The following is a 26,521-nucleotide window of genomic DNA, read 5'->3' as shown; positions in this document are numbered from 1 at the left end:
GCCATCTGGACGTTTACCGGACAGCGCATGATCGGGTCCGGTACTACGCTGCGGCGGGTGAGCGACGAACGCGACCACCCCGAGCGGGCCGTCCGACGGCCACGCAGCACCGATCCGCTGGAGTTGGGCTTCACGCCGCGCAAGCCGGTGCCGTGGCTGGCGCCGTTCCTGCTGATCAGCACGGGCATCCGTACGCTGCTGGCGGTGCTCTTCGGGGCGTACCTGGACAAGCGGGAGTTGCAGAACGCTTTCGGTGACGGCGTCTTCCGCCAGGTCGGGCCGGACGGCGGGGTGTGGCTGGACTACGTCGCCGACCTGGGTGACGGCTTCAACGCGACCTACTCGGTGGCATACCTGCTGGCGCAGGCCGAGCTGACTGTGGACGGGCACCGGCTGCCCCGGGCGCAGACCCTGGTGATGGGCGGCGACCAGGTGTACCCGTCGGCGGCGTACGCCTCGTACGAGGACCGCTGCAAGGGCCCCTACCAGGCCGCGTTGCCCGTGCTGCCGCCCGAGCAGCCCACCCTGTTCGCGGTGCCCGGCAACCACGACTGGTACGACGGTCTGACCGCGTTCCTGCGGCTGTTCGTCCGCTCCCGGGACCGCAACTTCGCCGGCTGGCGTACCGGGCAGTCCCGGTCGTACTTCGCGATCGAGCTGCCGGCGGGCTGGTGGCTGCTGGGTGTGGACGACCAGTCCGGCTCGTACCTGGACGACCCGCAGCTGGCCTACTTCGACGAGGTGGCCCGCCGGCTCGGCCCCGAGTCGAAGGTGATCATCGCGGCGCCGGCGCCGACGTGGGTCAAGGCGGCGGACAACCCGACGGCGTACGACTCGATCGACTACTTCGTCCGGACGATCATCGACCCGACGGGGGCGCAGGTCCGGTTGCTGCTCTCCGGCGACCTGCACCACTACGCCCGCTACGCCGGCACGGACCGACAGTTGATCACCTGTGGTGGCGGCGGCGCGTACCTGTACCCCACCCACAAGCTGCCCGAGCGCATCGAGGTGCCGCCACGGGACACCCCGACGCGGCGTGCCAGCCGCACCGAGGCGTACGACCTGGCCGCCCGCTACCCGGACGCGGCCCGCTCCCGCCGCTACGGCTGGGGCATCTTCGGCCGGCTGCCGTTCCGCAACCCCGGCTTCGCCACACTGCTCGGCACCCTGCACACCCTGCTGATGCTGGCCATGGCGGGCGCGACCGCGAACTGGGCCGACAGCACCAACCAGCGGCTGTTCAGCGTTCCGCTGGTGGCGATGGTGCTCGTGACGGTGGTGGCGGCGGCCCTGTTCGCCAAGCCGCCCAGCGCGAGCGGCAAGCGGCACGCGCGGCACTGGATTCTCGGCGTCGGCCACGGCGTGGCCCAGGTGACGCTGGCCGCCGGGGGCACCTGGGTCTGGTTGGCGTTGCCGTTCTACGACTGGCCGTGGCCACTGCCGGCGGTCGCCGCGGCGGTGCTCTACGGCCCGGTGATCGGGTTGGTGTCCAGTCAGGTGGTGGCCGCGTACCTGCTGGTGGCGAGCGCGTTCGGGGTGAACGTCAACGAACTCTTCGCCGGCCAGGGCATCGAGGACTCCAAGGCGTTCCTGCGGCTGCGCATCGACCCGGACGGCACGCTGACCATCTACCCGATCGCGGTGGACCGGGTCTCCAGGGACTGGCAGATCAACCCCGACCAGTCCCCCACGGCGAGCTGGTTGACCCCCGGGACCCCGCTGACCCCCCGCCTGGCCGAACCCCCGATCACCCTCCCCTGACCGTACGGGTGATCAGGGGGTGTAGTGCTGGTCGTGGGCCTGACGGGGGGCGCAGACCGACGCGCGGGAGCAGGAGCAGCGGGAACCGTCGGCGTCCAGACGGACCGTCACGGCGTCGCGCGGGACGCTGTGGCCGACCACCCGGCCGTCGCCCTCGGGCGTGGAGACCCGACTGCCCACGGCCGGGGCGGTCTCCTGGAATCGCTGGTACAGGGGATGTTCGTACTTCAGGCAGCACATCAGCCGCCCGCACGCCCCGGAGATGCGCAGCGGGTTCAGGGGCAGGTCCTGGTCCTTGGCCATCCGGATGGTCACCGGCTCGAAGTCGGTGAGGAACGTGGCGCAGCACAGGTCGCGACCGCACGAACCGATGCCGCCCTGCACCCGCGCCGAGTCGCGGGCGGAGAGTTGGCGCAGCTCCACCCGGCAGTGCAGGGTGGCGCCGAGGTCGCGGACCAGGGAGCGGAAGTCCACCCGGTGCGGCGCGGTGAAGTAGACGGTGCTGCGTTCGCCGCCGCCCTCCGGGGTACCGAGCACGTGGTCGACGGCCACCACCTTCATCGGCAGGCCGTGCGCGCGGATCAGGCGCTTCGCGGCCACCTTGGCCTCGGCCTTGCGGCGGCGTAGCGCCTCGTCCCGACGCAGATCGTCGTCACCGGCCAGCCCCACCAGGCGGGGGAAGCCGTCGGTCTCCTCGGTCACCCACTGGGCGGCCCAGACGCACTCGGCCACCTCGGGCCCGTCGTCGGTCGGGACGAGAACCCGGTCACCGACCTGCGGGCGCAGGTCGCCCGGATCGAGGTAGTAGAGGCGCCCGTACCGGTTGAAACTGACCGCGCAGAGCATGCCCATCCCCCCACCCTACGACGGGTCACCGCCGAGAGCGCGCCGGCCGGCGTCGGCCCGACGCCATCCATGACCGTCGAATCGACCTATTGCCGGGCGACCCGTCGTGCCGTTGCTCCTCGCCCAGACGGTTGAATCCCGGCCAGCGCAGGGGACAAACGCGTCCGGACGGCGTTGAGTGGAGGCAGACCTGCGGGGGGTGCAGGGGGAAGACCACGGCGTCGCCGTGGGCGCCGGCTCGACCCGGTCGCCCGCGAGCGGCGCCGTGGTCTGTCCGGGGCGCGGCTACCAGCCGACCCGGGTGGGCTGCCCGTAGCGGGGCCTGCCGTCCACCGGCGGTCGCCAGGCGGACTCGGTGAGACTCGGCGCCCACTGACGCAGCAGCGTCTCGGCGCCGTCGTAGGCGACGCAGAGCACCGCCAGCACCCGCGCGGCGATCTCGGCCGCGTCGGCCACCCCCGGCCCGACCGGCCCGGGCGGCAGCGGCGGACCCGCGGCGGTGGCGGCGACCACCGCGACAGCCTCGGCCGAACGCAGCACGTCGGCCAGTGTCCGGGCCAGGGCCAGTCGGCTGCCCTCCACCCAGTCGGCGAGCGCGTCCGCGTACCCGGCGGTGGATTCGAGGCGGCCGACCAGGCTGTCCGGCCCCTCGTCGAGGTGACGCAGCAGCGCGGCCCGTTCCTGCCCGTACGCGGAGGCGGCCGGACCGGACCACAGCACCGGGTCGGTCAGCGCGGCGGAGACGTCGTCGTACCCTCGGACGAGTCGGCGCACGGCGTGCCCGGCGCCGGTGAGCGGCGCCGGATGAAGGTCGAGGAAGCCGCGGACCGCGTCGCCCGGAAGCACCTGCATGCGGCGCAGCAGCGGCCAGACCCGGTGGCCCTCGGGGACGCCGGCGGCGAGCAGCGCGTCCACCCGGTGCAGCAGGTCCAGGCCGGGCTCGGCGAGCCGGTCCAGGGGATCCATCACGGCTCCCCGGTGATCCGGCGGCGGGCGGCCCGGTCGACCTCGGCGTAACGGTCGGCGGCCTCGCGGACGGCCGAGGCGGCGGCGGCCAACCGGACGGCGGCGGCCCGCGCCTCACGTGCCCGGTCGTCGGTGGCGGCGGCCCACTGCCGGTGCAGCGCCCGGCCGATCTCGCCGGGGCGGCCGGGGGCGTCCGCGCCGAACGCGACCTGGGGCGGGTCGCTGGCAGTGACCCGGTGGGACAGGGTGGTGAGAGTGGCGCTCGCCTCGTCCAGCCGGGCGGAGAGCGCGCGCAGCGTGTCCATCTCAGGCCCCCGCGAGCGGTCGGTAGGCGGCGAACGTCTCGTTGTGCAGCTTCTCCCGGGCCCACTCGGCGGCGTCGGCGGCGGCGGTGACGGCGGCCTGTACGGAACCGGCCACGTCGCGCGGACTGCGGGTGTGCAGCGGGCCGAGGAACCGGACGTCGGTGATCCGCCCACCGGCGGTGACCACCACCTCGACCAGCCCGTCCGGCGACCGGACGGTGACCTCGACGGTCGACACCGCCTGGTCGAACTCGGCCTGGAGAGACTCGATGCGGCGGTAGCGCCGCACCGCCTCCTCGATCCAGGCTTCGTCGATCTCCCGCCGCGGCATCGGCCGACTCCTCCCGGATGACCCTTACTGAGCGTGCCGCCACCGTCACCACGGCACACCGGACCGTACCGCACAGCAATCGCGCGTGTCGATGCCTGTGGATGGCCGGTCCCCCGGGCGGGACCACGGGCCGGAGAGCTGGGGGTCAGCCCTTCCAGAGGGCGAGCATCATCGCCTCGACGGCGATCCGCGGCTTGACGTTCGCCTCGATCGCCGCCCGGCAGGCGAGCACCGCCTCCAAGCGGCGCAGCGACCCCTCGGCGTCCCACTTCTGCGCGCCGGCACCGGCCAGCGCCGCCGTGTCGGTGTGCACCGGGGCGACGGGGGCGCGCAGCGCCATGGTGAGCGCGTCCCGGTAGAAGCCGGCCAGGTCGACGAGCGCCCGGTCCAGCGCGTCGCGCTGCGCCCGGGTGGCCCGGGACTTCTGCCGCTTCTCCAACTCCTTGAGCTGGCCGGCGGCACCCCGCATCGCGCCGGCGGCGCCTCGCCCGGTGCCGCCCGCGCCGAGCGCCGTCTCCAGTGCCGTGCGCTCGGCGGTGTCCGATTCGGCGACCGAGGCCTCGGCCTCCGCCTCGGCCGCCTCGATCAGCGCCGACGCCGCGTCGAACGCCGCACCGACCCCGGTCAGCCGGCGAGGGACGGCGAGCACCGCCTCGCGCCGCTTACGCGCCTCCGGGTCGCGGGCCAGCCGCCGGGCCCGACCGACGTGCCCCTGCGCGGCCGCCGCCGCCCACTGCGCCACGTCGGGCGCGATGCCGTCCCGACGGACCAGCACCTCGGCCACCGCCGTGGCCGGCGGCTGCCGCAGGGGTACGACGCGACAGCGCGACCGGATGGTCACCGAGACGTCGTCCGGGTGCGTGGACGGGGCGCAGAGCAGGAACACCGTACGCGGTGGTGGCTCCTCGATCGCCTTGAGCAGCGCGTTGCCGGCCGCCTCGGTGAGCCGGTCGGCGTCCTCGATGACCACCACCTGCCACCGCCCACCGGACGGGGTGCTGGCTGCACGCAGGACCAGCGCACGCATCTCGCCGACACCGATGGACAGCCCTTCGGGGACCACCATCCGCACGTCGGCGTGGGTGCCGCCCATCGTGGTGTGGCAGCCGGGGCACTCGCCGCAGCCGGTGCCGTACGCGCACTGGAGGGCGGCGGCGAAGGCCCGTGCGGCGACCGAGCGGCCGGAGCCGGGCGGACCGGTGAAGATCCAGGCGTGGGTCATCCCGCTGGACGGGTCCACGCCACCGGAACCGGCGGCCACTGGCGCGTCGCTGGCCGGGCCGGCGGCGATCAGCGCGGGTTCCCGGTCGGCGGCACCGGCGCGCAGCACGGCCGCCGCCGCGGCGGCGGCCCGGCGCAGTTCGGCGACCGCCTCGTCCTGACCGACCAGGTCGGCGAAGACGTCGGGCATCAGGTCTTGTGCTCCATCGTCACCAGCTCCGCGTCGGATAACTCAGGCTGCACCGACGTGTCCGGGCCCTGCGCCGGGCGGGGGTGCACGATGCCGCCCGGCTTGCCGAGCATCTCCTCGACCCGGCGGACCACCTGACCGGTGATCTCGTCGACCGGCCGGGACGCGTCGAGCACCAGGTAGCGCTTCGGGTCGGCGGCGGCGAGGTCGAGGAAGGCGTACCGGACGCGCTCGTGGAAGGCGACGGACTCGGCCTCCAGCCGGTCGGTGCCGGTGTTGCGCGAGGCCACCCGGGACAGGCCGGTCTGCGGCTCGACGTCGAGCAGCACCACCAGGTCGGGCTTGAGGCCACCGGTGGCCCAGGAGGAGAGCCAGGAGACCTCGTCGACCGGGAGGGTGCGCCCCGCACCCTGGTACGCCAGGGACGAGTCGACGTACCGGTCGCTGATCACCACACCACCGCGGACCAGCGCGGGGCGGACGACTGTCGCCACGTGGTGCGCCCGGTCGGCGGCGTAGAGCAGCGCCTCGGCGCGTGGCGACGGCGCGTCGTCGCCGGAGGTGTCCAGGACGAGGGACCGGATCCGTTGTCCGACGCCGGTGGCCCCGGGCTCGCGGGTGACGACGACGTCGCACCCCTGCTCGCGCAGCCGCTCGGCGAGCGCGGTGAGCTGGGTGGACTTCCCGGCGCCCTCGCCGCCCTCGAAGACCACGAAGAGCCCGGCGGAGACGAACGGCTCGGACGGCATCAGCGGACGGCCCCGGATGGAGCCCCACAGGTCGGCGAGGACCGGTACGCCCTTCTTGTCGTCCATCTGCCCGAACGCGCTGATCCCGGCGAAGATGCCCGCGGCACCGGCGGCGAGCAGCAGCAGTCGGGTCGACGAGATGGACAGGCCCAGGTCGGCGATCTCCAGCTTGCGGGAGCCACCGACGCCGACCAGCACGCTGCTCAGCCCGATGGCCAGGATCAGCACCAGCCGGGTGCCGATCTGCACCACCGCGAAGACCCGGCCTCGGACCTCGTCGGCCACCTCGCCGCCGAGCAGGGTGGTGCCGGCCAGGAAGGCCATGCCGGCGCCCGCGCCGACCAGCACCGCGCCGACGATCGCCATGGACAGGTGGATGGCGAAGGCGAGGGTCATCACGGCGGCGCTGGCGAGCACGATGCTCATGCCGAACCAGCGGCGCCGGGACATCTCCTTGACGACCATCGGGCCGAGCCCGATGCCGAGCGCCAGGCCGACGAAGATCGCGCCGAAGAGCAGCGAGAACGCGGCGTCACCGGCACCGAGCGAGTTGGCGAAGAACTTGGCCGTGCCGACCACGATGCCGCCGCCGGCGAACGCGCCGAAGATGCCCAGCACCAGGCCGCGCACGAGCGGGGTCTGGCCGATGTACTTCCAACCCTCGGAGAACTGCCGGAACATGCTCTGCTCGGCACGCTCCGCCTCGCCGCGCTGCGCCTCGCTGATCTCCTTGATCCCGAACGCCACCACCAGCGCGGTGGCGAGCCGGGAGAAGGCGTTGAACCAGAGGGCGAGCTGGGCCGGCTCCGCCCAGGAGGGCAGGTCGCCGCCCACGGCGCCGCGGACACCGCGGTCGAGCACGGCGAGGCCGATGGCCGCGGCGACCGGGGTGAGGCCGTAGGTGGTGATGAGGGTGAGCTGGTTGGCCGCTTCCAGCCGGGCCCGCGGGATCAGGTTGGGGACCGCGGCCTCCTTGGCCGGGATCCACAGCAGGGTGAGCGACTCGATCAGGAAGGTGGCGATGAGCGCCCAGCCGACCACCAGGCCGCCCGCGGCGCCGCTGAGGGCGTAGAGCGGGATGGAGGCGAAGAGCACGAAGCGCAGCAGGTCGCAGATGACCATCGTCCAGCGCCTGTCGAACCGGTCGGCGAAGACGCCGGCCACCGGCCCGAGCACCAGCGCGGGCAGCAGCCGGATCGCGGTGACCCCACCGAACGCGGCGCCCTGGGCGGTGCTGCCCTGCACCTGCGAGGCGGCGAAGAGTGCGGTGGCCAGCAGGCCGAGCCAGTCGCCGAAGGAGGCCGCGCCGAGCACGATCCAGAGCCGGCGGAACGGCCTGATGCGCAGCACCGAGCGGATGGCGGCGTAGCCGGACGGATCGACCTGGCCACCGTTGGTCTGGTTGGCGGCGTTGCCCGACTGGTCTCCCGGGCGCGACACGCCGGGCGACTCGCCGCTGTTCTGGCTTTCGATGGCCGTACCTCCACGTGCCGGCCCATCGCTGGGCATTCCCGGTGGAACACTCTAGTCCCGGTGGGGGGCCGCCCCACCGGCGACATTCTCCTGCTCGCTGAGCCTAGGCCGCTTGAGGCACCGACCGCAGCCCGGACGTACGCGAGGGTGTTTCGCATTTATCGTCGGACAGTTAGCGTGCACACGTGGCCATCGAAAGCGACAAACTTCGCGAGCGCCTGGACCGGGCGACCACCCACCTCGACCCGCCGTACGCCGTGGTCGACCTCACCGCCTTCGACGGCAACTCGGCCGCGCTGGCCGAGCGCGCCGCGGGGAAGCCGGTCCGCCTCGCCAGCAAGTCGGTCCGCAGCCGAGAGTTGATCAGCCGGGCCCTCGCGCGGCGCGGCTGGCGGGGCGTGATGGCGTTCACCCTGCCCGAGGCGATCTGGCTGGTCCGCGCCGGCGTGAGCGACGACGTGCTCGTCGCGTACCCGAGCGCGGACCGGACGGCGCTGGCCGAGCTGGCAGCCGACCCGACACTGGCCGCCACGATCACCCTGATGATCGACGGCACCGGGCAACTCGACCTCATCGATGCCGTCACGCCCCCCGGGCAGCGCGCCGAGCTGCGGCTCTGCCTGGACCTGGACGCGTCCTGGCGACCGCTGCGCGGCCGGGTGCACGTCGGCGTACGCCGCTCACCGGTGCACAGCGCCCGGGCGGCCGGCGCGCTCGCCGCCACCGTCGCCGACCGGCCCGGCTTCCGGCTGGTCGGGCTCATGTCGTACGAGGCGCAGATCGCCGGCCTGGGTGACGCGCCGCCCGGGCAGACGCTGCTGGCGGGCGCGATCAGGCTGGCCCAGCGCGGGTCGTACCGCGAGTTGCTGGCCCGCCGGGGAGCGGCGGTGGCAGCGGTACGCGAGCACGCCGACCTGGAGTTCGTCAACGGCGGCGGCACCGGCAGCGTGGCCGCGACCAGCGCCGATCCCGCGGTCACCGAGGTCACCGCGGGATCGGGCCTGTACGGGCCGACGCTGTTCGACGCCTACCGCGCCTGGCGGCCCACCCCGGCGGCGTTCTTCGCCTGCGCGGTGGTCCGCCGGCCGACGCCGGAGCTGGCGACGGTGCTCGGCGGCGGTTGGATCGCCTCCGGGCCAGCCGCCGACAGCCGGCTGCCCCGGCCGTGGCTGCCGGCCGGCCTGAAGCTCGTCGGCACCGAGGGCGCCGGCGAGGTGCAGACCCCGCTGGCCGGTCCGGCGGCGGCCACCCTGAACATCGGTGACCGGGTGTGGTTCCGGCACGCCAAGGCCGGCGAGCTGTGCGAACGCGTCAACGAGCTGCACCTGATCGAGGGGGACGCGGTCGTGGCGACCGTGCCCACCTACCGGGGCGAGGGGCGGGCCTTCCTCTGAGGGCGCCACCCCGGCGCCGCTCAGGCGGGTTGCGCCGCCTCGGCCGGCTCGTCGGCGGCCCGGTTGCTGTCCCGGCCGTCGACCTGACGGTGCAGGTACTCCCGGATCAGCGCCTTCGCCTCGAGCAGCACCCGCTCGTCGCCGTTGGACTTGCGGCGGAAGGCGAGCTTGATCAGGGCGTCCGCCGCCTCCACCGCGATCTCCAGTACGAAGCGCAGCTTCGGTACGTCGGTGAGGCCGAAACGCTCGATGAGCACCCGGGCCAACTGGTCGGCGATCACGCCGTTGTTGTCTCGTTGCTCGTCGAGCAGGTGCAGGTCGACCACGTCGCCGAAGTGCAGGGTACGGAAGCCGGGAACGGTGCGGTGCATCGTGATGTACTCGTCGATGCCCGCGTCGACGCCGTCCCACCAGTGGGTCATCTCGTCGGAGGCGAACCGCTCGTCGAGCCGCTGGAGGTAGGACTCCATGGTGCGCAGGGTCAACGCCTGCACGATCGCCCGCTTGTCCGGAAAGAACTGGTAGACCGACCCGATCGCCACCTCGGCACGCTCGGCGAGCAGGGTGGTGGTCAGTCCCTCGTACCCCACCTCGTCGACGAGTTCGGCGCAGGCATCCAACATGCGCTGTACCCGCGCGACACTTCGACCCTGCACCGGTACGCGGCGCAGCGGCCCGGTCGTGGCGGCTGGTGTGGACACTCGGCGCCACCCCCCTTCGACGGATGAACATATCTACACGTCACGAGTCCGTGACTACCGGTACAACGAGCGGGGCTCGATTGCGGTATTTACCAGGTACAACGTTCCTGATATGAAGTCAGTTCATATTCATGAATGAGGAGCGCGCATGGCCGGCACCGCACCGCTCACCGCCCATTGGTCCAACTGGGCCGGCAACCAGCGTGGCAGCGCCACCGCCATCCTGCGCCCCGCCTCGCCGGACGACGTCATCGAAGCCGTCCGGGATGCGGCGTCGACAGGTCACCGGATCCGGGTGGCCGGCAGCGGACACTCGTTCACCGCCGTCGCGCTGGCCGACGACCGGCGGATGGACCTCGCCGAGTTGGCCACCACCATCAGCGTCGACGTCGAACGCCGACTGGTGACCGTACCGGCCGGAATGACCCTGCACACGCTCAACAGCCTGCTCGCCCGGCACCAACTCGCGCTGCCCAACCTCGGTGACATCGACGCGCAGACCGTGGCCGGGGCGATCTCCACCGGCACCCACGGCACCGGCGCCGGCTACGGCTGCCTGTCCACCTTCGTCGAGGCGGTCACCCTGGTCACCGGCACCGGCGAGGTGCTGCGCTGCTCGGCGGACGAACACCCCGACGTCCTCGCCGCCGCCCGGGTGTCCCTCGGCGCGCTCGGCGTCCTGACCGAGGTCACCCTGCGCTGCGTGGACGCCTTCGTGCTGCGCGCCCACGAACGCCCCGCCGCCCTGACCGACGTGCTCGACGAGCTGCCCGCGCTCATCGGCAGGCACGACCACGTCGAGTTCTACTGGTTCCCGTACACGTCCCGCGTCCAGGTCAAGGCCAACGACCGGGTACCCACCGACGACCAGCCGCTGCCCCGCTGGCGCGGCTGGCTGGACGACGACTTCCTGTCCAACACCGTCTTCGCCGGCGCCTGCCGCCTCGGGCGGGCCGTGCCGGCGTTGGCCCCGAGGATCAGCGCCGTGTCCGCCCGCGCGCTCAGCGAACGCCTCTACACCGGCCGCTCCGACCGGGTCTTCTGCACCCCGCGCCGGGTCCGCTTCGTCGAGATGGAGTACGGGCTGCCCCGCGAGGCGCTGCCCGAGGCGCTCGCCGCGCTCCGACGGATCGTGGAGGGGCTGCCGTTCAAGGTGCTCTTCCCGGTCGAGGTGCGCTTCACCGCCGCCGACGACATCTGGCTGTCGCACGGCTACGGCCGGGACAACGCGTACATCGCCGTGCACCAGTACGTCGGGATGCCGTACGAGCCGTACTTCCGGGCCTTCGAGGAGGTGGCCGCCGGGCTGGGTGGTCGCCCGCACTGGGGCAAACTGCACTACCGCGACGCGGCCTCGCTGGCCGCCGCGTACCCCCGCTTCGCCGACTTCCAGGCCATGCGTGACCGGCTGGACCCCGACCGGGTGTTCGCCAGCCCGCACCTGACCCACGTCCTCGGGGCCTGACGGCTAGCGCGCGAGGTCGGCCAGGTCGACGGCGGCGGCCACGGCCTCAGCGACCTCGTCGTCGAGGTGCACGCCGTCGCCGCTGTCCAGCAACGGGTCGATGTGGTCGGGTGCTGCCGGGACTGATCACCGCCGTCCGGAAACCCGCCGCCCAGATCATGACCCGCCGGTCGATCCGTCGACGTCCAGCACGACCCGGCCTCCGGCCGAAGCCCGCTCGACCAGTTCGTGTGCCTGCGCGATCTCCGCCAGGGGCAGTCGGGCGGTGATGGGATAGCGCAGGTCGCCGGCGACGAGCGCGGCCGTCAGGTCGGCCGCGGCGGCCTGGTTCGCCGGCTCCGGGAAGTCGTCGTTGCTGAGGAACCGGACCGTGACGTTCTTGAAGCCGAGGGGCCAGAACGGGATACGCGGCTCGGCCTCCCCGGTCGCGTACGCGGCGACCACGCCGCCGTACCTGAGGACCTCCAGGTTGGTCGCGATGTTGGCGTCGAAGGCCAGTTCGGCCACCCGGTCGACCGGCTCACCGCCGGTGACGTCGAGGATCCGGGCGGCCAGGTCGTCACCGGCCGAGTCCACCGCGTGGTGCGCGCCCGCCGCCAACGCCGACTCGACCTGCTCCGGCCTGCGGACCGTCGCGATCACCGTGGCTCCGCCCCGGCGGGCCACCGCCAACGCGGCCCGTCCCACCGCGCCGAGGGCTCCGGTGACGAGGACGCGTTGGCCGGTCACCGGCCCGTCGGCGAAGATCGCCCGGTGGGCGGTGATCCCCGGGATGCCGAGTCCGGCCGCCTGCTCGTACGGCACCTCGTCGGGCAGCGGCACGGCGTGCCCGGCCGGCACCACCGTGTACTCGGCCGCCGTGCCGAACGGGCGGTACGACTGGGCGAGGTACACCCAGACCCGCTCACCGACCCGGGCCGGATCGACACCCGGACCGACCGCGTCGATCACCCCGGCACCGTCGCCGTGCGGCACGACCCGGGGGAACGACATGGTCGACCCCCACCAGCCCTGCCGTTTACCCAGGTCACCGACGTGGATCCCGGAGACCGACACCCGGACCCGGACCTCGCCGTCGCCCGGCGACGGATCGGGCAGCTCGCCGACCTGGAGAACCTCGCGGGCCGGACCCTGCCGGTCGTACCAGGCCGCGCGCATCACGCACCCACCGGATCGGCGGTGGTGCCCTGCTCGGAGCTGACCACCTCGTCGATCAGGGAGAAGAACGCCTGGATGCCGGATCGGTTCCCGCCCCGACGGCGGGACTCGGCGAAGTCCTCGGGCGAGGCCCAGAAGACAGTGTCCAGCCACTCCCCGGCGTCGAGTCGGATCAGTCGCGCGCCGAGGAAACCGGCACGGTCGGCCTGGAAGTCGGCAAGCATTGCCGGCCGTGCGGCAAGCAGGGCATCGGCGCGCTCCGCGGCCACGCGGAAGCGGGTGATCTCGACTGTGGTCATCATCCTCTGTCCGTTCGGGTACTGGGATCGGCGGCCCGGACGCCCAGCATCAGCCCGAGCTGGGCGAGAAGGACGTCGCGGAATTGTGCGGGTGACGGCGTTGCGTGGTGCTGGACGCGCGAGACGATCAGACCGGCCAGAGCCGCGAGCAGGAAGTCGGTCACCGCGTCGGCGTCGTGGGCAGGCGTGAACGCACCCCGCTCGACGCCCTCCCGCACGGCTGCCAGGAAGGGCGCCCGGTACCGGGTCAGCACCTCGGCGCTGTGGTCGCGTAGTTCGTCGTCGCGCATCGCGGACCGCCAGAACTCGACAAGAACCCGCCTGGCGCTCTCCGAGTTGTGCAGGCTCCGGTCGGTCAGGGCGACAAGTCGTCGCCACGGATCGGCCTCGGCGGCCGACACCGCTCGCAGGGCGTCGACCTCCCGGTCGGTGAACACCCGCATGGCCTCGATGATCATGTCCTCCCGCGAACCGAAGTAGGTCTGGAGGGTGCTGATCGCGACGCCGCCGGCCGCCGACACGTCCGTGAACCGCGTGTTCTCGTATCCGCGCGATGCGAGCACGTCCATCACCGCGTCGAGAACGGCATCCCGCTTCTTCCCGCCCGCGCGCCTCGTTCGACCAATCGGCATGGCAGTACGGTACGGTGGTACCGATCCAACGTGTAGGCGCGCGACCTCGGGTGTGGTGCAGAGCACCCTTGCCACCTCGACCGCGTCCCCGGCGGCGGCGCTCAGCCGCCCGACGCCACCACCTGGTCCGCACCGGCACCCAGGGCCCGGACGTGGCCGAGCACCCGCTGGTACGCCGCCCGGTAGTCGCCCCGCAGACCTGGCGGGGTCCCCGGGTCGGCAAGCGCTGCGGTCAGGTCGACCAGCCGGAGGGCCGGCTTCAGGTCGGTCCAGGTTGGCAGCGCCTCCATCCGGGTCACCGTCCAGCGCCCCGGGGCGGTCTCGGTGAAGGTCGCCCGGGCCATCACACCCTCGCGGTTGTCGTTGATGGGCTCCTCGTGCCGGGCCAGTTCGTTGCCCATGCCGAAGACCACCCACTTGTCGCCGAAGCGCTGGAACGGCTGCACCGCGTGGGCGTGATGGCCCAGGATGAGGTCCACGTCGGGCGAAGAGATCAGCTGCTGGGCCCAGGCCCGCTGGTCGGCGTCCGGCAGGTGCTGATACTCCGTACCCCAGTGCAGGCTGAGTACGACGATGTCGGCGCCGGCGGCGCGCGCCTTGTGGGCGGCGGCGAGGATCTCGGGCGGATCGATCAGGTTGGCCAGCCACGGCTGGCCCGGGGGGCGGCTCAGCCCGTTGAAGTTCAGGCTGTACGCCAGGTGGGCGACGCGGACGTCGCCGACCTGGTAGATCCGGGGCCTGCCCGCTTCGGCGGCGCTGCGGGCGCTGCCGGTGTGCCCCAGCCCGGCGGCGTCGAGTGCGCGGATTGTCCGGGCCACCCCGTCGGCGCCCTGGTCGAGGGTGTGGTTGGAGGCGGTCGAGCAGCCGTCGAAGCCGGTGGCGCGCAGCCCGTCGAGCACCTGCGGGGGCGCGTTGAACGACGGGTAGCCGGCGAACGGGCCGGCGGGTTCGGCCAGTGGCGTCTCGAGGTGGCACAGCGCCAGGTCGGCGTCGCGGACCGCCGGGGCGACCCCGGCGAACATCGGGGCGAAGTCCATGCCGCCGGCACGGGCACCGTCCCGGCGTGCCTGGTCGGTCACCGCCGGATGGATCAGAACGTCACCCGCGGCGACGAGTCGCACGGTCCGCCGCTTGGCGGGATCCCGGGTCGGCCCCATGGACGACCCGGTGGCGGCGGTCTGCGGGGAAGCGTGCGACGCGGTGGCGCCGGCCGGCGAGGGGTTGTCCGCGTCCATCGTCCGGATGCCGACCACGGCCACGGCGAGCAGCACCGCACCCGCCGCGGCACCGACGAGCACGCGGCGGCGCGGGACAGGGACTGCGAACATCCCCTCACGTTAGGCAGTCGACGCCAGAGCCTCGCCACCTAATTGGACATTTAACCCATTAGGGGCGTTTTGCTGGGCTGTCACTCCTCGGCAGGACTGGCGGTGGCCTTCTTCGGGGCCGCCTTCTTCGCCGGGGCCTCCTTCCTGGCCGCCGTCGCCTTGGCGGTGGTGGTCTTCTTCGCAGCCGTCGACTTGCTGGCGGCGGCCGTCTTCTTGGCGGCCGTGGCCTTCTTCGCCGGGGCCTTCTTCGCCGGGGCCTTCTTCGCTGCCGCCTTCTTGCGCGGCGCCGGACCCTTGGCCCGCTTCTCGGCGAGCATCTCGGAGGCTTCCTCCAGGGTCAGCGCCTCCGGGGTCTGCCCGCGCCGCAGCGACGCGTTGAACTCCCCGTCGGTGACGTACGGACCGAACCGGCCATCCTTGATCACCAGCGGCTTCTCGGTCGCCGGGTCGACGCCCATCTCCCGCAGCGGCGGCGCGGCGGCCCGACGGCCACGGGTCTTCGGGGCGGCCAGCAGGGCCAGCGCCTCGTCCAGGGTGACGGTGAACATCTTGTCCTCGGAGTCCAGCGAACGGAACTCCTCACCCTGCTTGACGTACGGGCCGTAGCGGCCGTTGTTGGCGAACACCTCGACGCCGTCCGGCGCGACACCGATCAGCCGGGGAAGGCTGAGCAGCTTGAGCGCCTCGTCCAGGGTCAGCGAGTCCGGTGTCTGCGTCCGCAGCAGCGACGACTTGCGCTCGCCGCTGGACACGTACGGGCCGAACCGTCCGGACTTGAGCACGATCGGCTCGCCGGTGGCCGGGTCGTCGCCGAGCTTGCGCTCACCGCCGCCACCGAGGAACAGCTCGTGCACCTTCTCCGGCGTCAGCTCGTCCGGGGCCAGGCCCTCGGGGATCGGCGCCCGGTCGCCCTGGGAACCGCCCTCCTCGCCCTCGGCAGCCGGTGCCGGCTGCTCGCCGCCGGGCAGTTCCCGCTGGAGGTACGGCCCGTACCGGCCGACCCGGACGACGACCTCGCGGCCCTCGTCGTCGGTGAAGAGCGGGATGGAGTTGACGCTGCGGGCGTCGATGTCGCTGAGGTTCTCGGTGACCAGCTTCTTCAACCCGCCGGAGCGGGCGATGTCCTGGTCACCGGCGCCGTTGGAGCTGCCGAAGTAGAACGCGGTGAGGAAGTCGACAGCGGCGTGGTCGCCGCCGGCGATCTCGTCCAGCTCGTTCTCCATGGTGGCGGTGAAGTCGTAGTCGATGAGGCGGGGGTAGTGCCGCTCCATCAACCCGATCACCGCGAAGGCCAGGAAGGTCGGGATCATCGCCTGGCCGCGCTTGGTGACGTACCCCCGGTCCTGGATCGTCTGCATGATCGACGCGTACGTCGACGGGCGGCCGATGCCCAGCTCTTCCAGGGCCTTGACCAGCGACGCCTCGGTGTAGCGCGACGGCGGCTGGGTGTGGTGGCCCTGCGCCGCCAGCTCGTCGGCGGTCAGCGGCTGATCCTTGACCAGGGTCGGCAGCCGGCGCTCGGCGTCCTCGGCCTCGGCGTTCTCGTCGTCGGAGGACTCGACGTACGCGCGCAGGAAGCCCGGGTCGGTGATCGTCTTGCCGGTCGCGCCGAAGTCGGCCTCCTCCTGGGAGGTGGAGACCGCCCGGATGCGCACCGAGACGCTGGAGCCGACCGCGTCGGTCATCTGCGAGGCGATGGTCCGCCGCCAGATCAGCTCGTAGAGCTTGAACTCCTCGGCGGACAGCTCCTTGGCCACCTCGCCCGGGGTGCGGAAGTTGTCCCCCGCCGGGCGGATCGCCTCGTGCGCCTCCTGCGCGTTCTTCACCTTGCCGGTGTAGCGGCGCGGCTCCGGCGGCACACTGCGCTCGCCGTACAGCTCGACGATCTGCCGGCGGGCCGCCGAGATGGCGGTCTCCGACAGGTTCACCGAGTCGGTACGCATGTAGGTGATGTAGCCGTTCTCGTACAGGCGCTGCGCGGTGCGCATCGTCTGCTGCGAGGACAGGCGCAGCTTGCGGGCCGCCTCCTGCTGGAGGGTCGAGGTGATGAACGGCGCGTACGGGCGGCGACGGTAGGGCTTCTCCTCGACCCGGGTGACGGTGAACGGCCGCCCGTCGAGGCGGGCCGCCAGCCCACGGGCGCCGCTCTCGTCGAGGTGCACGACCCCGGCGCCGGCGCGGACGCGGCCGGTGGTCGGCTCGAAGTCCTTGCCGGTGGCGATCCGGTCGCCGTTCAGCGCGATCAGGGTGGCGTTGAAGGTGCGCGGGCCCTCGCCGGCGTTCGCCACGGCGAGGGTGGCCAGGATGTCCCAGTACTCGGCGGTGCGGAACGCCATCCGCTGCCGCTCCCGCTCGACCACGATCCGGGTCGCCACGGACTGCACCCGGCCCGCCGAGAGCCTCGGCATGACCTTCTTCCACAGCACCGGGGAGACCTCGTAGCCGTAGAGCCGGTCGAGGATCCGCCGGGCCTCCTGGGCGTCGACCAGGTCGCGGTCGATCTCGCGGGGGTTGGCCACCGCCGCCTGGATCGCCGGCTTGGTGATCTCGTGGAAGACCATCCGCTTGACCGGCACCTTGGGCTTGAGGGTCTCCACCAGGTGCCAGGCGATCGCCTCGCCCTCGCGGTCCTCATCCGTCGCCAGGAAGATCTCGTCGACCTCCTTGGCCAGCTTCACCAGCTTGCTGATCTGCTGCCTGCGGTCGGCGGAGACGACGTAGAGGGCGTGGAAGCCGTTGTCCACGTCCACGCCGAGGCGCGCCCAGGACTCGCCCTTGTACTTCGCCGGCACGTCGGCGGCGTTGCGCGGCAGGTCGCGGACGTGACCGAAGCTGGCCTCCACGACGTACCCCGGGCCGAGGTAGCCCGAGATCGTCTTGGCCTTCGCCGGTGACTCGACGATGACCAGACGGGTGGTTCCAGCTTCGTTTGGCACGTCTCTCCCCGACCTCACTCCTGCTCGTGGCCCTCCGGCGACCGGACAGCGACCGCTCTCGACCCCGCCGTCGCACCGGCGGTCCGGATGTCCAACGTAACGCGCCGTCCGCGTTTCGGGTTTCGCGGGCGGCAAACCACCACCGCGCGGCGGTCAACTCCCGCCCCGCCGCGCTCGGCACTGCCGGACGGCGCCACCGTACACCGTGGGTAGGCCCCGAAGCGGGTCACTGTGACGATGGACGACCCTCGGCCGAGGTCCGACCCGCCCGTTTTCCGCCTGGATCGGCCCGCCGAACTGTCCTACACCGGACACCACCACGTCCCCGTCCGTCGTCGCCCGACCCGGAGGTCAGGGACGCGCGGGCCAGGCATCGACAGGCGTCGCGGGTGGCGGGCCGCCGACCAGCTCCGCGAGCCGGGCCAGGCGGCGGCGACCGGTGATCCGGTACGCCGGTCCGCCCTCGTCAGAGCCGATGAACGTGCCGGCCAGCCCGGCCGCGGCGAGCGCCGCTCCCACCGGTTCCCAACACTCCTGGTCGCCCTCCCCGAGCCGCAGCAGGAACCCGCCGGGCGGCTCCGGCGTCCCGGCGGCGGCGAGCCACAGCCGCAACCGTCGGCCGGTGAGATGGAAGGTGTCCGGTGGGCGTTTCGCCGGGCCGTGCAGCCACGCCGCCGCGAGCGGTTTCAAAATCCGGGTGTACGACGTACGGACGGCGTGTCGCTCGTCCCCGGTCGGCTCCCAGCTCGCCGCCAGCCCGCGCTGGCGCAACTCGGCGACGAGCACGTGCACCCGCCAGGCGGCGTCCACCCGCACCGAGAGGCGCGCGGTGCCGCCCATCCGTACCACTTCACCCGGCCCGGCGAGCAGCCCGGCCAGATCGGCGACCGACGGTTCGGCCGCGTCGGCGCCGAAGAAGACCAGTTGCCGGCCGGCGTCGTCAGCCCTCGCAGGTGGATCGGGGTGGGCGGGGACGCCGCGCCGCCGGGCGGGTACCGGCCCGTCGGGCTCGGGCGCGGGGAACAACGCCGGCGGCGGTTGCGCCTTGCCGGAGTCACCGAGCCCGCTCAGCGACACTCCGGCACCTCGTCGAAGGCCTGTTTCAGCTCCTCGGAGTTGAGCTGGCTGGTGTCCAGGGCGCTGGCGTCGTACTCCTTGTTGAGCGTCTCGACGGCGGCCCGCACACCGGCGTAGAAGGCGGTCGGTTCGCCGGTGCTCAGCTTGTCGATGGTGTCCCGGGCTCGGCCGTAGGCGTCCCGCATCTTCTCCAGGGAGCCACGGAAGCCGGCGGAGATCACCTCACCGTTGTCGGTCTCCGGCACGCCGGCCTGCTCCACCTTGCGGCGTGCGGTCTCGCTGGCCTGCTCGGCTCCACCGAAGAGCCGCACCAGGTTCTCCTTGGCCTGCGCCGGGGTGGTCTGCGCGGTCATCTGCTCATCCGTGCTGCTGGTCAGCTTGTCGATCTCGGAGCGCCACGGGGTGAGCGCACCGCAGACGGTGGCCGCCCAGGCCCGGGGGCTGGGGTTTCCTCCGCAGCCGGTGAGCACGACGACGATCGTGGCCAGGACCACCGTGAACTTTCCGGCGGCAGACGCCCGGCACGTACGCATGCGTTGCAGCGTACGACCTTTGGCCAGGCGTGGCACCGGTCCGGACGGCCGGGGTCCCCGGTCGACGCGTACGTCGACCGGGGACCCCGGTGCCGTCGACGGTCAGGCGCTGACCGTCTCCGGGCGGTGGTCCGTGCTGCCCGCGCCGGTGTTGCCACCGGCGTCGGAGTCGTCCATCGCGATGCCCTTGCGCTTGCTGAACATCACCGACGCCACGATGATCGCCGTCGCCACCAGGGCGATGGTCACCCGCAGACCGACGTTGCGGTCGTCGCCGACGCTCCACGCCACCACGGCGGGCGCGATCAGCAGCGAGACCAGGTTCATCACCTTGATCAGCGGGTTGATCGCCGGGCCGGCGGTGTCCTTGAACGGGTCGCCGACCGTGTCGCCGATGACCGTCGCGGCGTGCGCCTCGGAACCCTTGCCGCCGTACGCGCCGTCCTCGACGAGCTTCTTGGCGTTGTCCCACGCCCCACCGGAGTTGGCCAGGAAGACCGCCATCAGGGTGCCCGCCCCGATCGCCCCGGCCAGGTACGACGCCAGCGCGCCGGGCCCGAGACCGAAGCCGACCGCGATCGGCGCCAGGATGGCGAGCAGACCGGGGGTCATCAGCTCGCGCTGCGCATCCCGGGTGCAGATGTCGACGACCTTGCCGTACTCGGGGCGCTGGGTGCGGTCCATGATGCCGGGCAGCTCACGGAACTGCCTGCGGACCTCCATCACCACGGCCCCGGCCGAGCGGGACACCGCGTTGATGGCAAGCCCGGAGAAGAGGAAGACCACCGCCGCGCCGATGATGAGACCGACCAGGTTGCGCGGGTTGGCCACGTTCAGCGAGTTGAGGATCTCCGACCCCACGTCGCCCACCCCGGCGTCCGCGTACGCGGTGCGCAGCGAGTCGGTGTACGAGCCGAACAACGCAGTGGCGGCGAGGACCGCCGTGGCGATCGCGATGCCCTTGGTGATCGCCTTGGTGGTGTTGCCGACCGCGTCCAGCTCGGTGAGCGTCCGGGCGCCGTGCTCGTCGATGTCGCCGGACATCTCCGCGATGCCCTGGGCGTTGTCGGAGATCGGCCCGAAGGTGTCCATGGCGACGATCACGCCGACCGTGGTGAGCAGGCCGGTACCGGCCAGCGCCACCGCGAACAGCGAGAGGGTGATCGAGCTGCCGCCCAGCAGGAACGCGCCGAACACGCCGGCACCGATGAGCAGCGCCGAGTAGACCGCCGACTCCAGGCCGATGCTGATTCCGGCGAGGATGACGGTGGCCGCACCGGTCTGGGAGCTCTTGCCGATGTCCTGCACCGGGCGGCGGTTGGTCTCGGTGAAGTAGCCGGTCAGCGCCTGGATCGCGGCGGCCAGCACGATGCCGATCACCACAGCGCCGATGGCCACCAGCCGCGGGTTGCCGGACGCGTCGGTGAGCCCACCGTCGAATTCGCCGAAGGTCGCCGGCAGGTACGCGTAGGCGGCGACCGCCACCAGCACCGCGGAGAGCACCGCCGAGATGTAGAAGGCCCGGTTGATCGCGGTCAACGCGTTACGGTCCGCCGCACGCAGGCGGGTGATGAAGACGCCGACGATCGCGACGAGCACACCGATCGTGGAGATGATCAGCGGGAAGACCAGGCCGTCCTCGCCGAACGCGGCCCGGCCGAGGATGAGCGCGGCGACAAGCGTCACCGCGTACGACTCGAACAGGTCGGCGGCCATGCCGGCGCAGTCACCGACGTTGTCGCCCACGTTGTCGGCGATGGTGGCGGCGTTGCGGGGGTCGTCCTCGGGGATGCCCTGCTCGACCTTGCCCACCAGGTCGGCGCCGACGTCGGCGGCCTTGGTGAAGATGCCGCCGCCGACCCGCATGAACATCGCGAGCAGCGCGGCGCCGAAGCCGAAGCCCTCCAGCACGGTCGGCGCGTCGCCCCGGAAGAGCAGGACGACGAGCGCGGCGCCGAAGAGGCCGAGGCCGACGGTGAGGAAGCCGACCACGCCGCCGGTCCGGAAGGCGATCTTCATGGCGGCTTCGCGGCCACCCTGTCGCTCCCGGGCGGCGGCGGCGACACGCAGGTTGGCGCGAGTGGCCAACCACATGCCGGCGCCCCCGATGAACGCGCTGAACAGTGCGCCCACCACGAAGAAGAGCGAGCGGCCGATCTTCACGGCCGTCTCTCTGCCGTCGGTGTCGTGCACCGGCAGCAGGAAGAGCAGCACCACGGCGATCACGACGAAGATCGCCAGTGTGCGGAATTGGCGGAGCAGGTAGGCGGAGGCGCCCTCCTGGACCGCCCCCGAGATCTCCTGCATGTTGGTGGTGCCCTTGCCGGCTGCCAGCACCGCCTTTGTGAGGGCGGCGGCGAAGACGAGCGCCACCAGCGCGATCACCGCGGCGATGACGACGTACGTCACGTTGCTTCCGGTAAGGGAAAGCCCGCCGCCGTCGGCGGCCAAGGTCTCGGACATCTGTGTCCTCCTGTTACCGAACACTCGCGCCGGTGGGTGGAGACGCACCGACCAGCGCCTGGATGCGGAATCGCAAGCGCGCCAACCCACCCCAGCGGACCAGCGATGACCACCCATACCCGCTGGCTGCGGGATGGATCACTTGCTGACAACCCGCGTACTGTAGCCCTCCACAGTGTTGGAGGTCACACGCAGGTGGCACCGTGTCTCGATGATCTTCATCGCTGTGTTATGAAACGAAATCTGATATAGGGATGGATCCATGACAGGAAGGCCGCATCCCGACGGGGATGCGGCCTTCCTGCTAGCAGTAGTGGGTCAGCGGCCGACCGGCCACACCATCCGCACCTCGGTGCCGACACCGTCGTCGACGGGTCGCACCTGGAGGTCCTCGACGAAGCCGGCGAGCAGCGCGAAGCCGACGCCGGTGGTCAACGCCTCGTCGGTGAGCGACTCGTTGGCCAGCGCGTCCGGCGGCAGCGCCGCCAGCCCGATGCTGGCCTCGATCGGCGCACGGTCGACCACCCGCACCGCGTACGAGCCGTCGTCGGACATCTCCACAAGCACCGGATCGGGCAGGCCGTACTGCCGGTGCAGGGCGACCGCCCGGGTGCACGCCTCGCCGATGGCCAGCCGCACCTCGTCCAGCAGGTCCTCACGGACCCCGGCGCGCCGGGCGACGGCGACGCCGACCAGCCGGGCGGTGCGCACGTGCACCGGCGCCGGGGAGAAGGAGAGCCGGACCGTCGCCATCACGCGTTGGCGCCATCCGCGCCGACCGCGGCATCGACCGTGGGATGCAGCGGGAACACCTGGTCCAACGCGGTGATCCGGAAGATCTTGAGCAGGGGCTCCTTGTCGCAGACCAGGGCGAACGAGCCGCCGGCCGTACGCAGCCGCTTGAGCGCGCCGACCAGCACACCCAGCCCGGTGGAGTCGAGGAAGTCCACCCGACCGAGGTCGACCACCACGTGCCGGGCGCCGCCGTCGATCAGTTCGAGGAGGCGTTCGCGGAGCCGGGGCGCGGTGTAGACGTCCACCTCACCGCCGACCTCGAGCACCGTGTGCTCACCCACGGTGCGGGTCGCCAGTGACAGCTCCATCGGTCCTCCTCGCCAGGGCCGTAAACTCTTCTGGGCATCTAACCATTACCGCCGGGACGCCCTGCGGTCGCCGGCGGAGGCTTCCCCTTACCCCCCGGCCCGACTTTTCATCTCCGAACACCAGTGCGAGAGTGCAGGGCGTGACCTCCGACGACTTCAGCTCCCCGCGTCTGTCGCCGCGGCACGACCTGGAGTCGCCGGCCAGCGCCACCGTATCCGCAGGTCCCGCCCCCGGACCAACGCCCACCGACCTGCTGAGTCGGCTGCGCAGCCGAGGCGCCGGCGATCCGGTCACCCATGTCGAACGGGTGCCGGCCCGCGCCGGGGTGCCCGCACCCTGGCCGCCGTGGACACCGCCGGAGCTGCGCGACGCGTTCACCCGCCGGGGCGTGACCGCGCCCTGGCGGCACCAGGCCGAGGCGGCCAACCTGGCGTACGACGGCGGGCACGTCGTGGTCGCCACCGGCACCGCGTCCGGCAAGTCGATGGCGTACCAGCTCCCGGCGCTGGCCACCCTGCTCGCCGACCCCCGGGCCACCGCGCTCTACCTGGCGCCGACCAAGGCGCTCGCCGCCGACCAGCTTCGGGCCGTCGCCGCGCTGGAGCTGGAGGGGGTACGCCCCGCCTGCTACGACGGGGACACTCCGCGCGCCGAGCGGGAGTGGATCCGCAGGCACTCCCGGTTCGTGCTGACCAATCCGGACATGCTGCACCACGGCATCCTGCCCGGACACGCCCAGTGGTCCGGTTTCCTGCGCCGGCTCGCGTACGTGGTGATCGACGAGTGCCACACCTACCGGGGGGTCTTCGGCTCGCACGTGGCCCACGTGCTGCGTCGACTGCGTCGGCAGTGCGCCCGATTCGGGGCCACCCCCGTGTTCGTGCTCGCCTCGGCGACCTCCGGCGACCCGGCGACCGCGGCCGGGCGGCTGACCGGCCTGCCCGTGGCGGCCGTCACCGAGGACGCCTCACCGCGCGGCGGGGTCACCTTCGCGCTGTGGGAGCCGCCGCTGCTGCCACCCGACTCGGGTTCCGCACCCCCGGTGCCCCCACAGCCGACCGGCGACCACGACGACCTCCACCAGGTCCGCCGGTCGGCGCTGCGCGAGACCGCGGACCTGCTCGCCGACACGGTCGCCGAGGGGGTACGCACACTCGCGTTCGTCCGCTCCCGCAAGGGCGCCGAGGTGGTGGCGGCCAACGCGCGACGGGCACTCGACGACGCGGTGCCGGGGCTCGGTGACCGCGTGGCCGCCTACCGGGGCGGCTACCTGCGCGAGGAGCGACGCGAACTGGAACGGGCACTGCTGCACGGCGACCTGCTCGGTCTGGCCTCCACCAACGCACTGGAGCTGGGCGTCGACCTGATCGGGCTGGACGCGGTGCTGATCTGCGGCTATCCCGGCACCCGGGCGTCGCTGTGGCAGCAGGCGGGCCGCGCCGGGCGGTCCGGGCAGGAGGCCCTCGCCGTGCTGGTGGCCCGGGACGACCCGCTCGACACCTACCTGGTGCACCACCCGGAGGCCATCTTCGGTGCGCCGGTGGAGGCGACGGTGCTCGACCCGGCCAACCCGTACGTGCTGGCCCCGCAGCTCGCCTGCGCCGCCGTCGAGGCGCCCCTCACCCCCGCCGACCTGGCGCTCTTCGGCGACGGGGCGAAGGAGGCGATCGACGAGCTGGTGGCCGCCGGGGCGCTGCGGCAACGGCCCACCGGCTGGTACTGGCGGCACCGGGAACGCCCCGAGGTGGACCTGCGCGGCGAGGGTGGCGCACCCGTCTGCGTGGTGGAGTCGGCCACCGGCCGGCTGCTCGGCACTGTCGACGGCGGCTCGTCGCACTTCCTGCTGCACCCCGGCGCGGTCTACCTGCACCAGGGCGTCTCGTACGTCGTGGACGACCTCGACCTCGCCGACGGCTGCGCGCTGGTGCACGCCGAGGAGCCGGACTGGTCCACCCACGCGCGGGACGTCACGGACCTGTCCGTGGTGTCGGTGCGCTCCTACGTGGACGCCGGCCCGGTCGGCATGTTCCTCGGCGAGGTGGACGTGACCAGCCAGGTGGTGTCGTACCAGCGGCGGCGGATCGCCACCGGCGAGGTGATCGACACCCGGCCGCTGGACCTGCCCACCCGGGAGCTGCGCACGGTGGCGGTATGGTTCACGCTGTCGCCGCAGTCGTTGGCGTCCGCTGGCGTCCAGCCGGCCGACGTGCCGGGTGCGCTGCACGCCGCCGAGCACGCAGCGATCGGCCTGCTGCCGCTGATGGCCACCTGCGACCGCTGGGACATCGGCGGGCTCTCCACGGCGGTGCACCCGGACACGGAGGCGCCGACCGTATTCGTCTACGACGGGCACCCGGGCGGCGCGGGTTTCGCGGAGCGGGCGTACGGGACGGCGTCGGCGTGGCTGCGCGCCACCCGGGACGCGATAGCGGAGTGCGGTTGCGAGGCCGGCTGCCCCTCGTGTGTGCAGTCACCGAAGTGCGGCAACGGCAACAATCCGCTCTCCAAGCCGGACGCCGTCCGCGTGCTCGACGTGGTCCTCGCGAACCTGCCCGCCTGATCGACCTTGCATGAATCCACCCGGCGCGGGGCACAATGCATGGGAGCGCTTCCATCGATGCCTGTCCTGCTGTTCACCCCCGCGCCCCGAGGAGGAGCCGTGGCCGACACCATCGCCGAGACCGTCGACCTGCTCTACACCATCGACCAGGAACAACTCACCCTCGACCAGCAGATCGCGCTCGGCTCGGCACTGGCCGCGCTGGCCCAGGCGGAACGGCTGGAGCAGATCAACGAACGGCTGCGCGGCATCCACCAGGTCCTCAACACGTGGGCACTGCGGGCCGCGACCGCCGACGGCCGCTGACCACCGGTCCGTCACCGGCACCCACGGTGAGAGCGGGGGCGCGCTGGTCGCCGGGCTGTGCGAGACTCCGGCGCATCATTTCCCTGAGGAGATCAGATGCAGCTCGACAACTTGCAGAGCCAGCACCAGTTCCACGTCCGCCAGCGGCTGCGGATGATGGTCAACCAGTACGAGGTCCGGGCGGTCTCCCCGGACGGCACCGAAGGTGAGCTGCTCGCGTTCGCGCAGCAGAAGCGGCTCGCCTTCAAGGAGCAGGTGACGATCTACACGGACGACTCGAAGCAGCAGCCCCTGCTCGGCTTCAAGGCCCGTCAGCGTCTCGACCTCGGTGCCACGTACGACGTCACCGACGCCGCCGGCAACGCGATCGGCCTGTTCCGCAAGGACTTCGCCCAGTCGCTGCTGCGGTCGACCTGGCACGTCGAGCAGGCCGGTCTGCCGCAGGTGACGGGTCAGGAGCGCAGCCTGCCGGTGGCGCTGCTGCGCCGGTTCGTCGACTCGCTGTCCTGGCTGCCGTACCACTTCGACTTCACCGCCAACGGCCAGCCGGCCTTCACCGTGGTGAAGAAGTGGGGCCTGCGCGACAAGTACGTCGTCGAGGTGCAGAACCCGCAGCTCGACCGCCGCCTCGTCATCGCGATGGCCGTCGCGCTCGACGCGCTCCAGTCCCGCTGACAGCACGGCCCTGACGCGCCGTCCGCCGCTGATCCGCGGCGGGCG

General features: G+C 72.4%; 23 protein-coding genes. 6 read left to right on the top strand and 17 right to left on the bottom strand.

Annotation, left to right across the window (positions count from 1 at the left end; genetic code table 11):
- The first annotated feature begins 57 nt into the window (after positions 1–57).
- On the top strand, positions 58–1,764 hold the full coding sequence (locus ABZS77_RS03185; protein WP_354816275.1) for a metallophosphoesterase: 1,707 nt from the start codon (positions 58–60) through the stop codon (positions 1,762–1,764).
- Positions 1,765–1,776: 12 nt separating this feature from the next.
- Here the strand turns inward: ABZS77_RS03185 and ricT are convergent, their stop codons facing one another.
- The 6 genes from ricT to tmk form a co-directional block, all read right to left on the bottom strand.
- A complete protein-coding gene (ricT, locus tag ABZS77_RS03180) occupies positions 1,777–2,616 on the bottom strand; it encodes a regulatory iron-sulfur-containing complex subunit RicT (protein WP_354816272.1) in 840 nt (279 codons plus the stop codon).
- Between the two features lie 279 nt (positions 2,617–2,895).
- Complete coding sequence (locus ABZS77_RS03175) at positions 2,896–3,576, bottom strand: hypothetical protein (protein ID WP_354816269.1); 681 nt, start codon at positions 3,574–3,576, stop codon at positions 2,896–2,898.
- Complete coding sequence (locus ABZS77_RS03170; protein WP_354816266.1) at positions 3,576–3,881, bottom strand: hypothetical protein; 306 nt, start codon at positions 3,879–3,881, stop codon at positions 3,576–3,578. Before ABZS77_RS03170 ends, ABZS77_RS03175 begins: the two co-directional genes overlap by 1 nt.
- A 1-nt stretch (position 3,882) precedes the next feature.
- The gene (locus tag ABZS77_RS03165; protein ID WP_354816263.1) at positions 3,883–4,212 is read right to left on the bottom strand and encodes a YbaB/EbfC family nucleoid-associated protein; all 330 of its coding nucleotides are present in this window, start codon (positions 4,210–4,212) and stop codon (positions 3,883–3,885) included.
- A 145-nt stretch (positions 4,213–4,357) separates the two neighbouring features.
- Positions 4,358–5,623: a DNA polymerase III subunit delta' gene (locus tag ABZS77_RS03160; protein ID WP_354816260.1), complete on the bottom strand. Its 1,266-nt coding sequence runs from the start codon at positions 5,621–5,623 to the stop codon at positions 4,358–4,360.
- Positions 5,623–7,881 carry a dTMP kinase gene (gene tmk, locus ABZS77_RS03155; RefSeq protein WP_354816257.1) on the bottom strand — a complete coding sequence of 753 codons (2,259 nt, stop codon included), beginning with the start codon at positions 7,879–7,881 and terminating at the stop codon, positions 5,623–5,625. Before tmk ends, ABZS77_RS03160 begins: the two co-directional genes overlap by 1 nt.
- 149 nt (positions 7,882–8,030) lie before the next feature.
- On the opposite strand from tmk, the gene ABZS77_RS03150 reads away from it, so the two are divergent.
- On the top strand, positions 8,031–9,239 hold the full coding sequence (locus ABZS77_RS03150) for an amino acid deaminase/aldolase (RefSeq protein WP_354816254.1): 1,209 nt from the start codon (positions 8,031–8,033) through the stop codon (positions 9,237–9,239).
- A 20-nt stretch (positions 9,240–9,259) separates the two neighbouring features.
- Here ABZS77_RS03150 and ABZS77_RS03145 read toward each other — a convergent pair whose 3' ends face one another.
- Positions 9,260–9,862, bottom strand: coding sequence for a TetR/AcrR family transcriptional regulator (locus ABZS77_RS03145; protein ID WP_354817154.1), 603 nt, complete (start codon positions 9,860–9,862; stop codon positions 9,260–9,262).
- Positions 9,863–10,088: 226 nt separating this feature from the next.
- Here ABZS77_RS03145 and ABZS77_RS03140 point away from each other — a divergent pair, with 226 nt between their 5' ends.
- Positions 10,089–11,405, top strand: a complete 1,317-nt coding sequence (locus ABZS77_RS03140) for a D-arabinono-1,4-lactone oxidase (protein WP_354816251.1) — start codon at positions 10,089–10,091, stop codon at positions 11,403–11,405.
- Positions 11,406–11,561: 156 nt separating this feature from the next.
- On the opposite strand, the gene ABZS77_RS03135 is transcribed toward ABZS77_RS03140, so the two are convergent.
- The 10 genes from ABZS77_RS03135 to ABZS77_RS03090 form a co-directional block, all read right to left on the bottom strand.
- Positions 11,562–12,563, bottom strand: coding sequence for an NADPH:quinone reductase (locus tag ABZS77_RS03135; RefSeq protein WP_354817151.1), 1,002 nt, complete (start codon positions 12,561–12,563; stop codon positions 11,562–11,564).
- Positions 12,563–12,865 (bottom strand): antibiotic biosynthesis monooxygenase, encoded by a 303-nt coding sequence (locus ABZS77_RS03130; protein WP_354816247.1) that lies wholly within the window; start codon positions 12,863–12,865, stop codon positions 12,563–12,565. Before ABZS77_RS03130 ends, ABZS77_RS03135 begins: the two co-directional genes overlap by 1 nt.
- Entirely contained in the window at positions 12,862–13,494 is a 633-nt protein-coding gene (locus ABZS77_RS03125; RefSeq protein WP_354816244.1) for a TetR/AcrR family transcriptional regulator, read from the bottom strand. Before ABZS77_RS03125 ends, ABZS77_RS03130 begins: the two co-directional genes overlap by 4 nt.
- Before the next feature lie 101 nt (positions 13,495–13,595).
- A complete protein-coding gene (locus ABZS77_RS03120) occupies positions 13,596–14,822 on the bottom strand; it encodes a CapA family protein (RefSeq protein ID WP_354816241.1) in 1,227 nt (408 codons plus the stop codon).
- Positions 14,823–14,902: 80 nt separating this feature from the next.
- Entirely contained in the window at positions 14,903–17,758 is a 2,856-nt protein-coding gene (topA, locus tag ABZS77_RS03115; RefSeq protein ID WP_354816238.1) for a type I DNA topoisomerase, read from the bottom strand.
- Positions 17,759–18,109: 351 nt separating this feature from the next.
- Positions 18,110–18,682 carry a hypothetical protein gene (locus ABZS77_RS03110; RefSeq protein WP_354817148.1) on the bottom strand — a complete coding sequence of 191 codons (573 nt, stop codon included), beginning with the start codon at positions 18,680–18,682 and terminating at the stop codon, positions 18,110–18,112.
- A gap of 143 nt (positions 18,683–18,825) precedes the next feature.
- The gene (locus ABZS77_RS03105; RefSeq protein ID WP_354816235.1) at positions 18,826–19,368 is read right to left on the bottom strand and encodes a hypothetical protein; all 543 of its coding nucleotides are present in this window, start codon (positions 19,366–19,368) and stop codon (positions 18,826–18,828) included.
- A 102-nt stretch (positions 19,369–19,470) separates the two neighbouring features.
- A complete protein-coding gene (locus ABZS77_RS03100) occupies positions 19,471–21,831 on the bottom strand; it encodes a sodium-translocating pyrophosphatase (RefSeq protein ID WP_354816232.1) in 2,361 nt (786 codons plus the stop codon).
- 318 nt (positions 21,832–22,149) lie between these two features.
- Positions 22,150–22,587: an ATP-binding protein gene (locus tag ABZS77_RS03095; protein WP_354816229.1), complete on the bottom strand. Its 438-nt coding sequence runs from the start codon at positions 22,585–22,587 to the stop codon at positions 22,150–22,152.
- Positions 22,584–22,934 (bottom strand): STAS domain-containing protein, encoded by a 351-nt coding sequence (locus tag ABZS77_RS03090; RefSeq protein WP_354816226.1) that lies wholly within the window; start codon positions 22,932–22,934, stop codon positions 22,584–22,586. Before ABZS77_RS03090 ends, ABZS77_RS03095 begins: the two co-directional genes overlap by 4 nt.
- Positions 22,935–23,122: 188 nt before the next feature.
- Here ABZS77_RS03090 and ABZS77_RS03085 point away from each other — a divergent pair, with 188 nt between their 5' ends.
- The 3 genes from ABZS77_RS03085 to ABZS77_RS03075 all read left to right on the top strand — a co-directional run bounded on the left by ABZS77_RS03085 (position 23,123) and on the right by ABZS77_RS03075 (position 26,476).
- Positions 23,123–25,495 carry a DEAD/DEAH box helicase gene (locus tag ABZS77_RS03085; RefSeq protein ID WP_354817145.1) on the top strand — a complete coding sequence of 791 codons (2,373 nt, stop codon included), beginning with the start codon at positions 23,123–23,125 and terminating at the stop codon, positions 25,493–25,495.
- Between the two features lie 99 nt (positions 25,496–25,594).
- Complete coding sequence (locus ABZS77_RS03080; RefSeq protein ID WP_354816223.1) at positions 25,595–25,801, top strand: hypothetical protein; 207 nt, start codon at positions 25,595–25,597, stop codon at positions 25,799–25,801.
- A gap of 96 nt (positions 25,802–25,897) precedes the next feature.
- The gene (locus tag ABZS77_RS03075; protein ID WP_354816220.1) at positions 25,898–26,476 is read left to right on the top strand and encodes a hypothetical protein; all 579 of its coding nucleotides are present in this window, start codon (positions 25,898–25,900) and stop codon (positions 26,474–26,476) included.
- Positions 26,477–26,521 lie beyond the last annotated feature (45 nt).

This window comes from Micromonospora sp. NPDC005298, assembly GCF_040607375.1.
In the GTDB taxonomy this organism is placed as follows: Bacteria; Actinomycetota; Actinomycetes; order Mycobacteriales; family Micromonosporaceae; genus Micromonospora.
The sequence above is the reverse complement of the archived record's forward strand: the minus strand, read 5'-3'. Positions and strand labels throughout refer to the sequence as shown.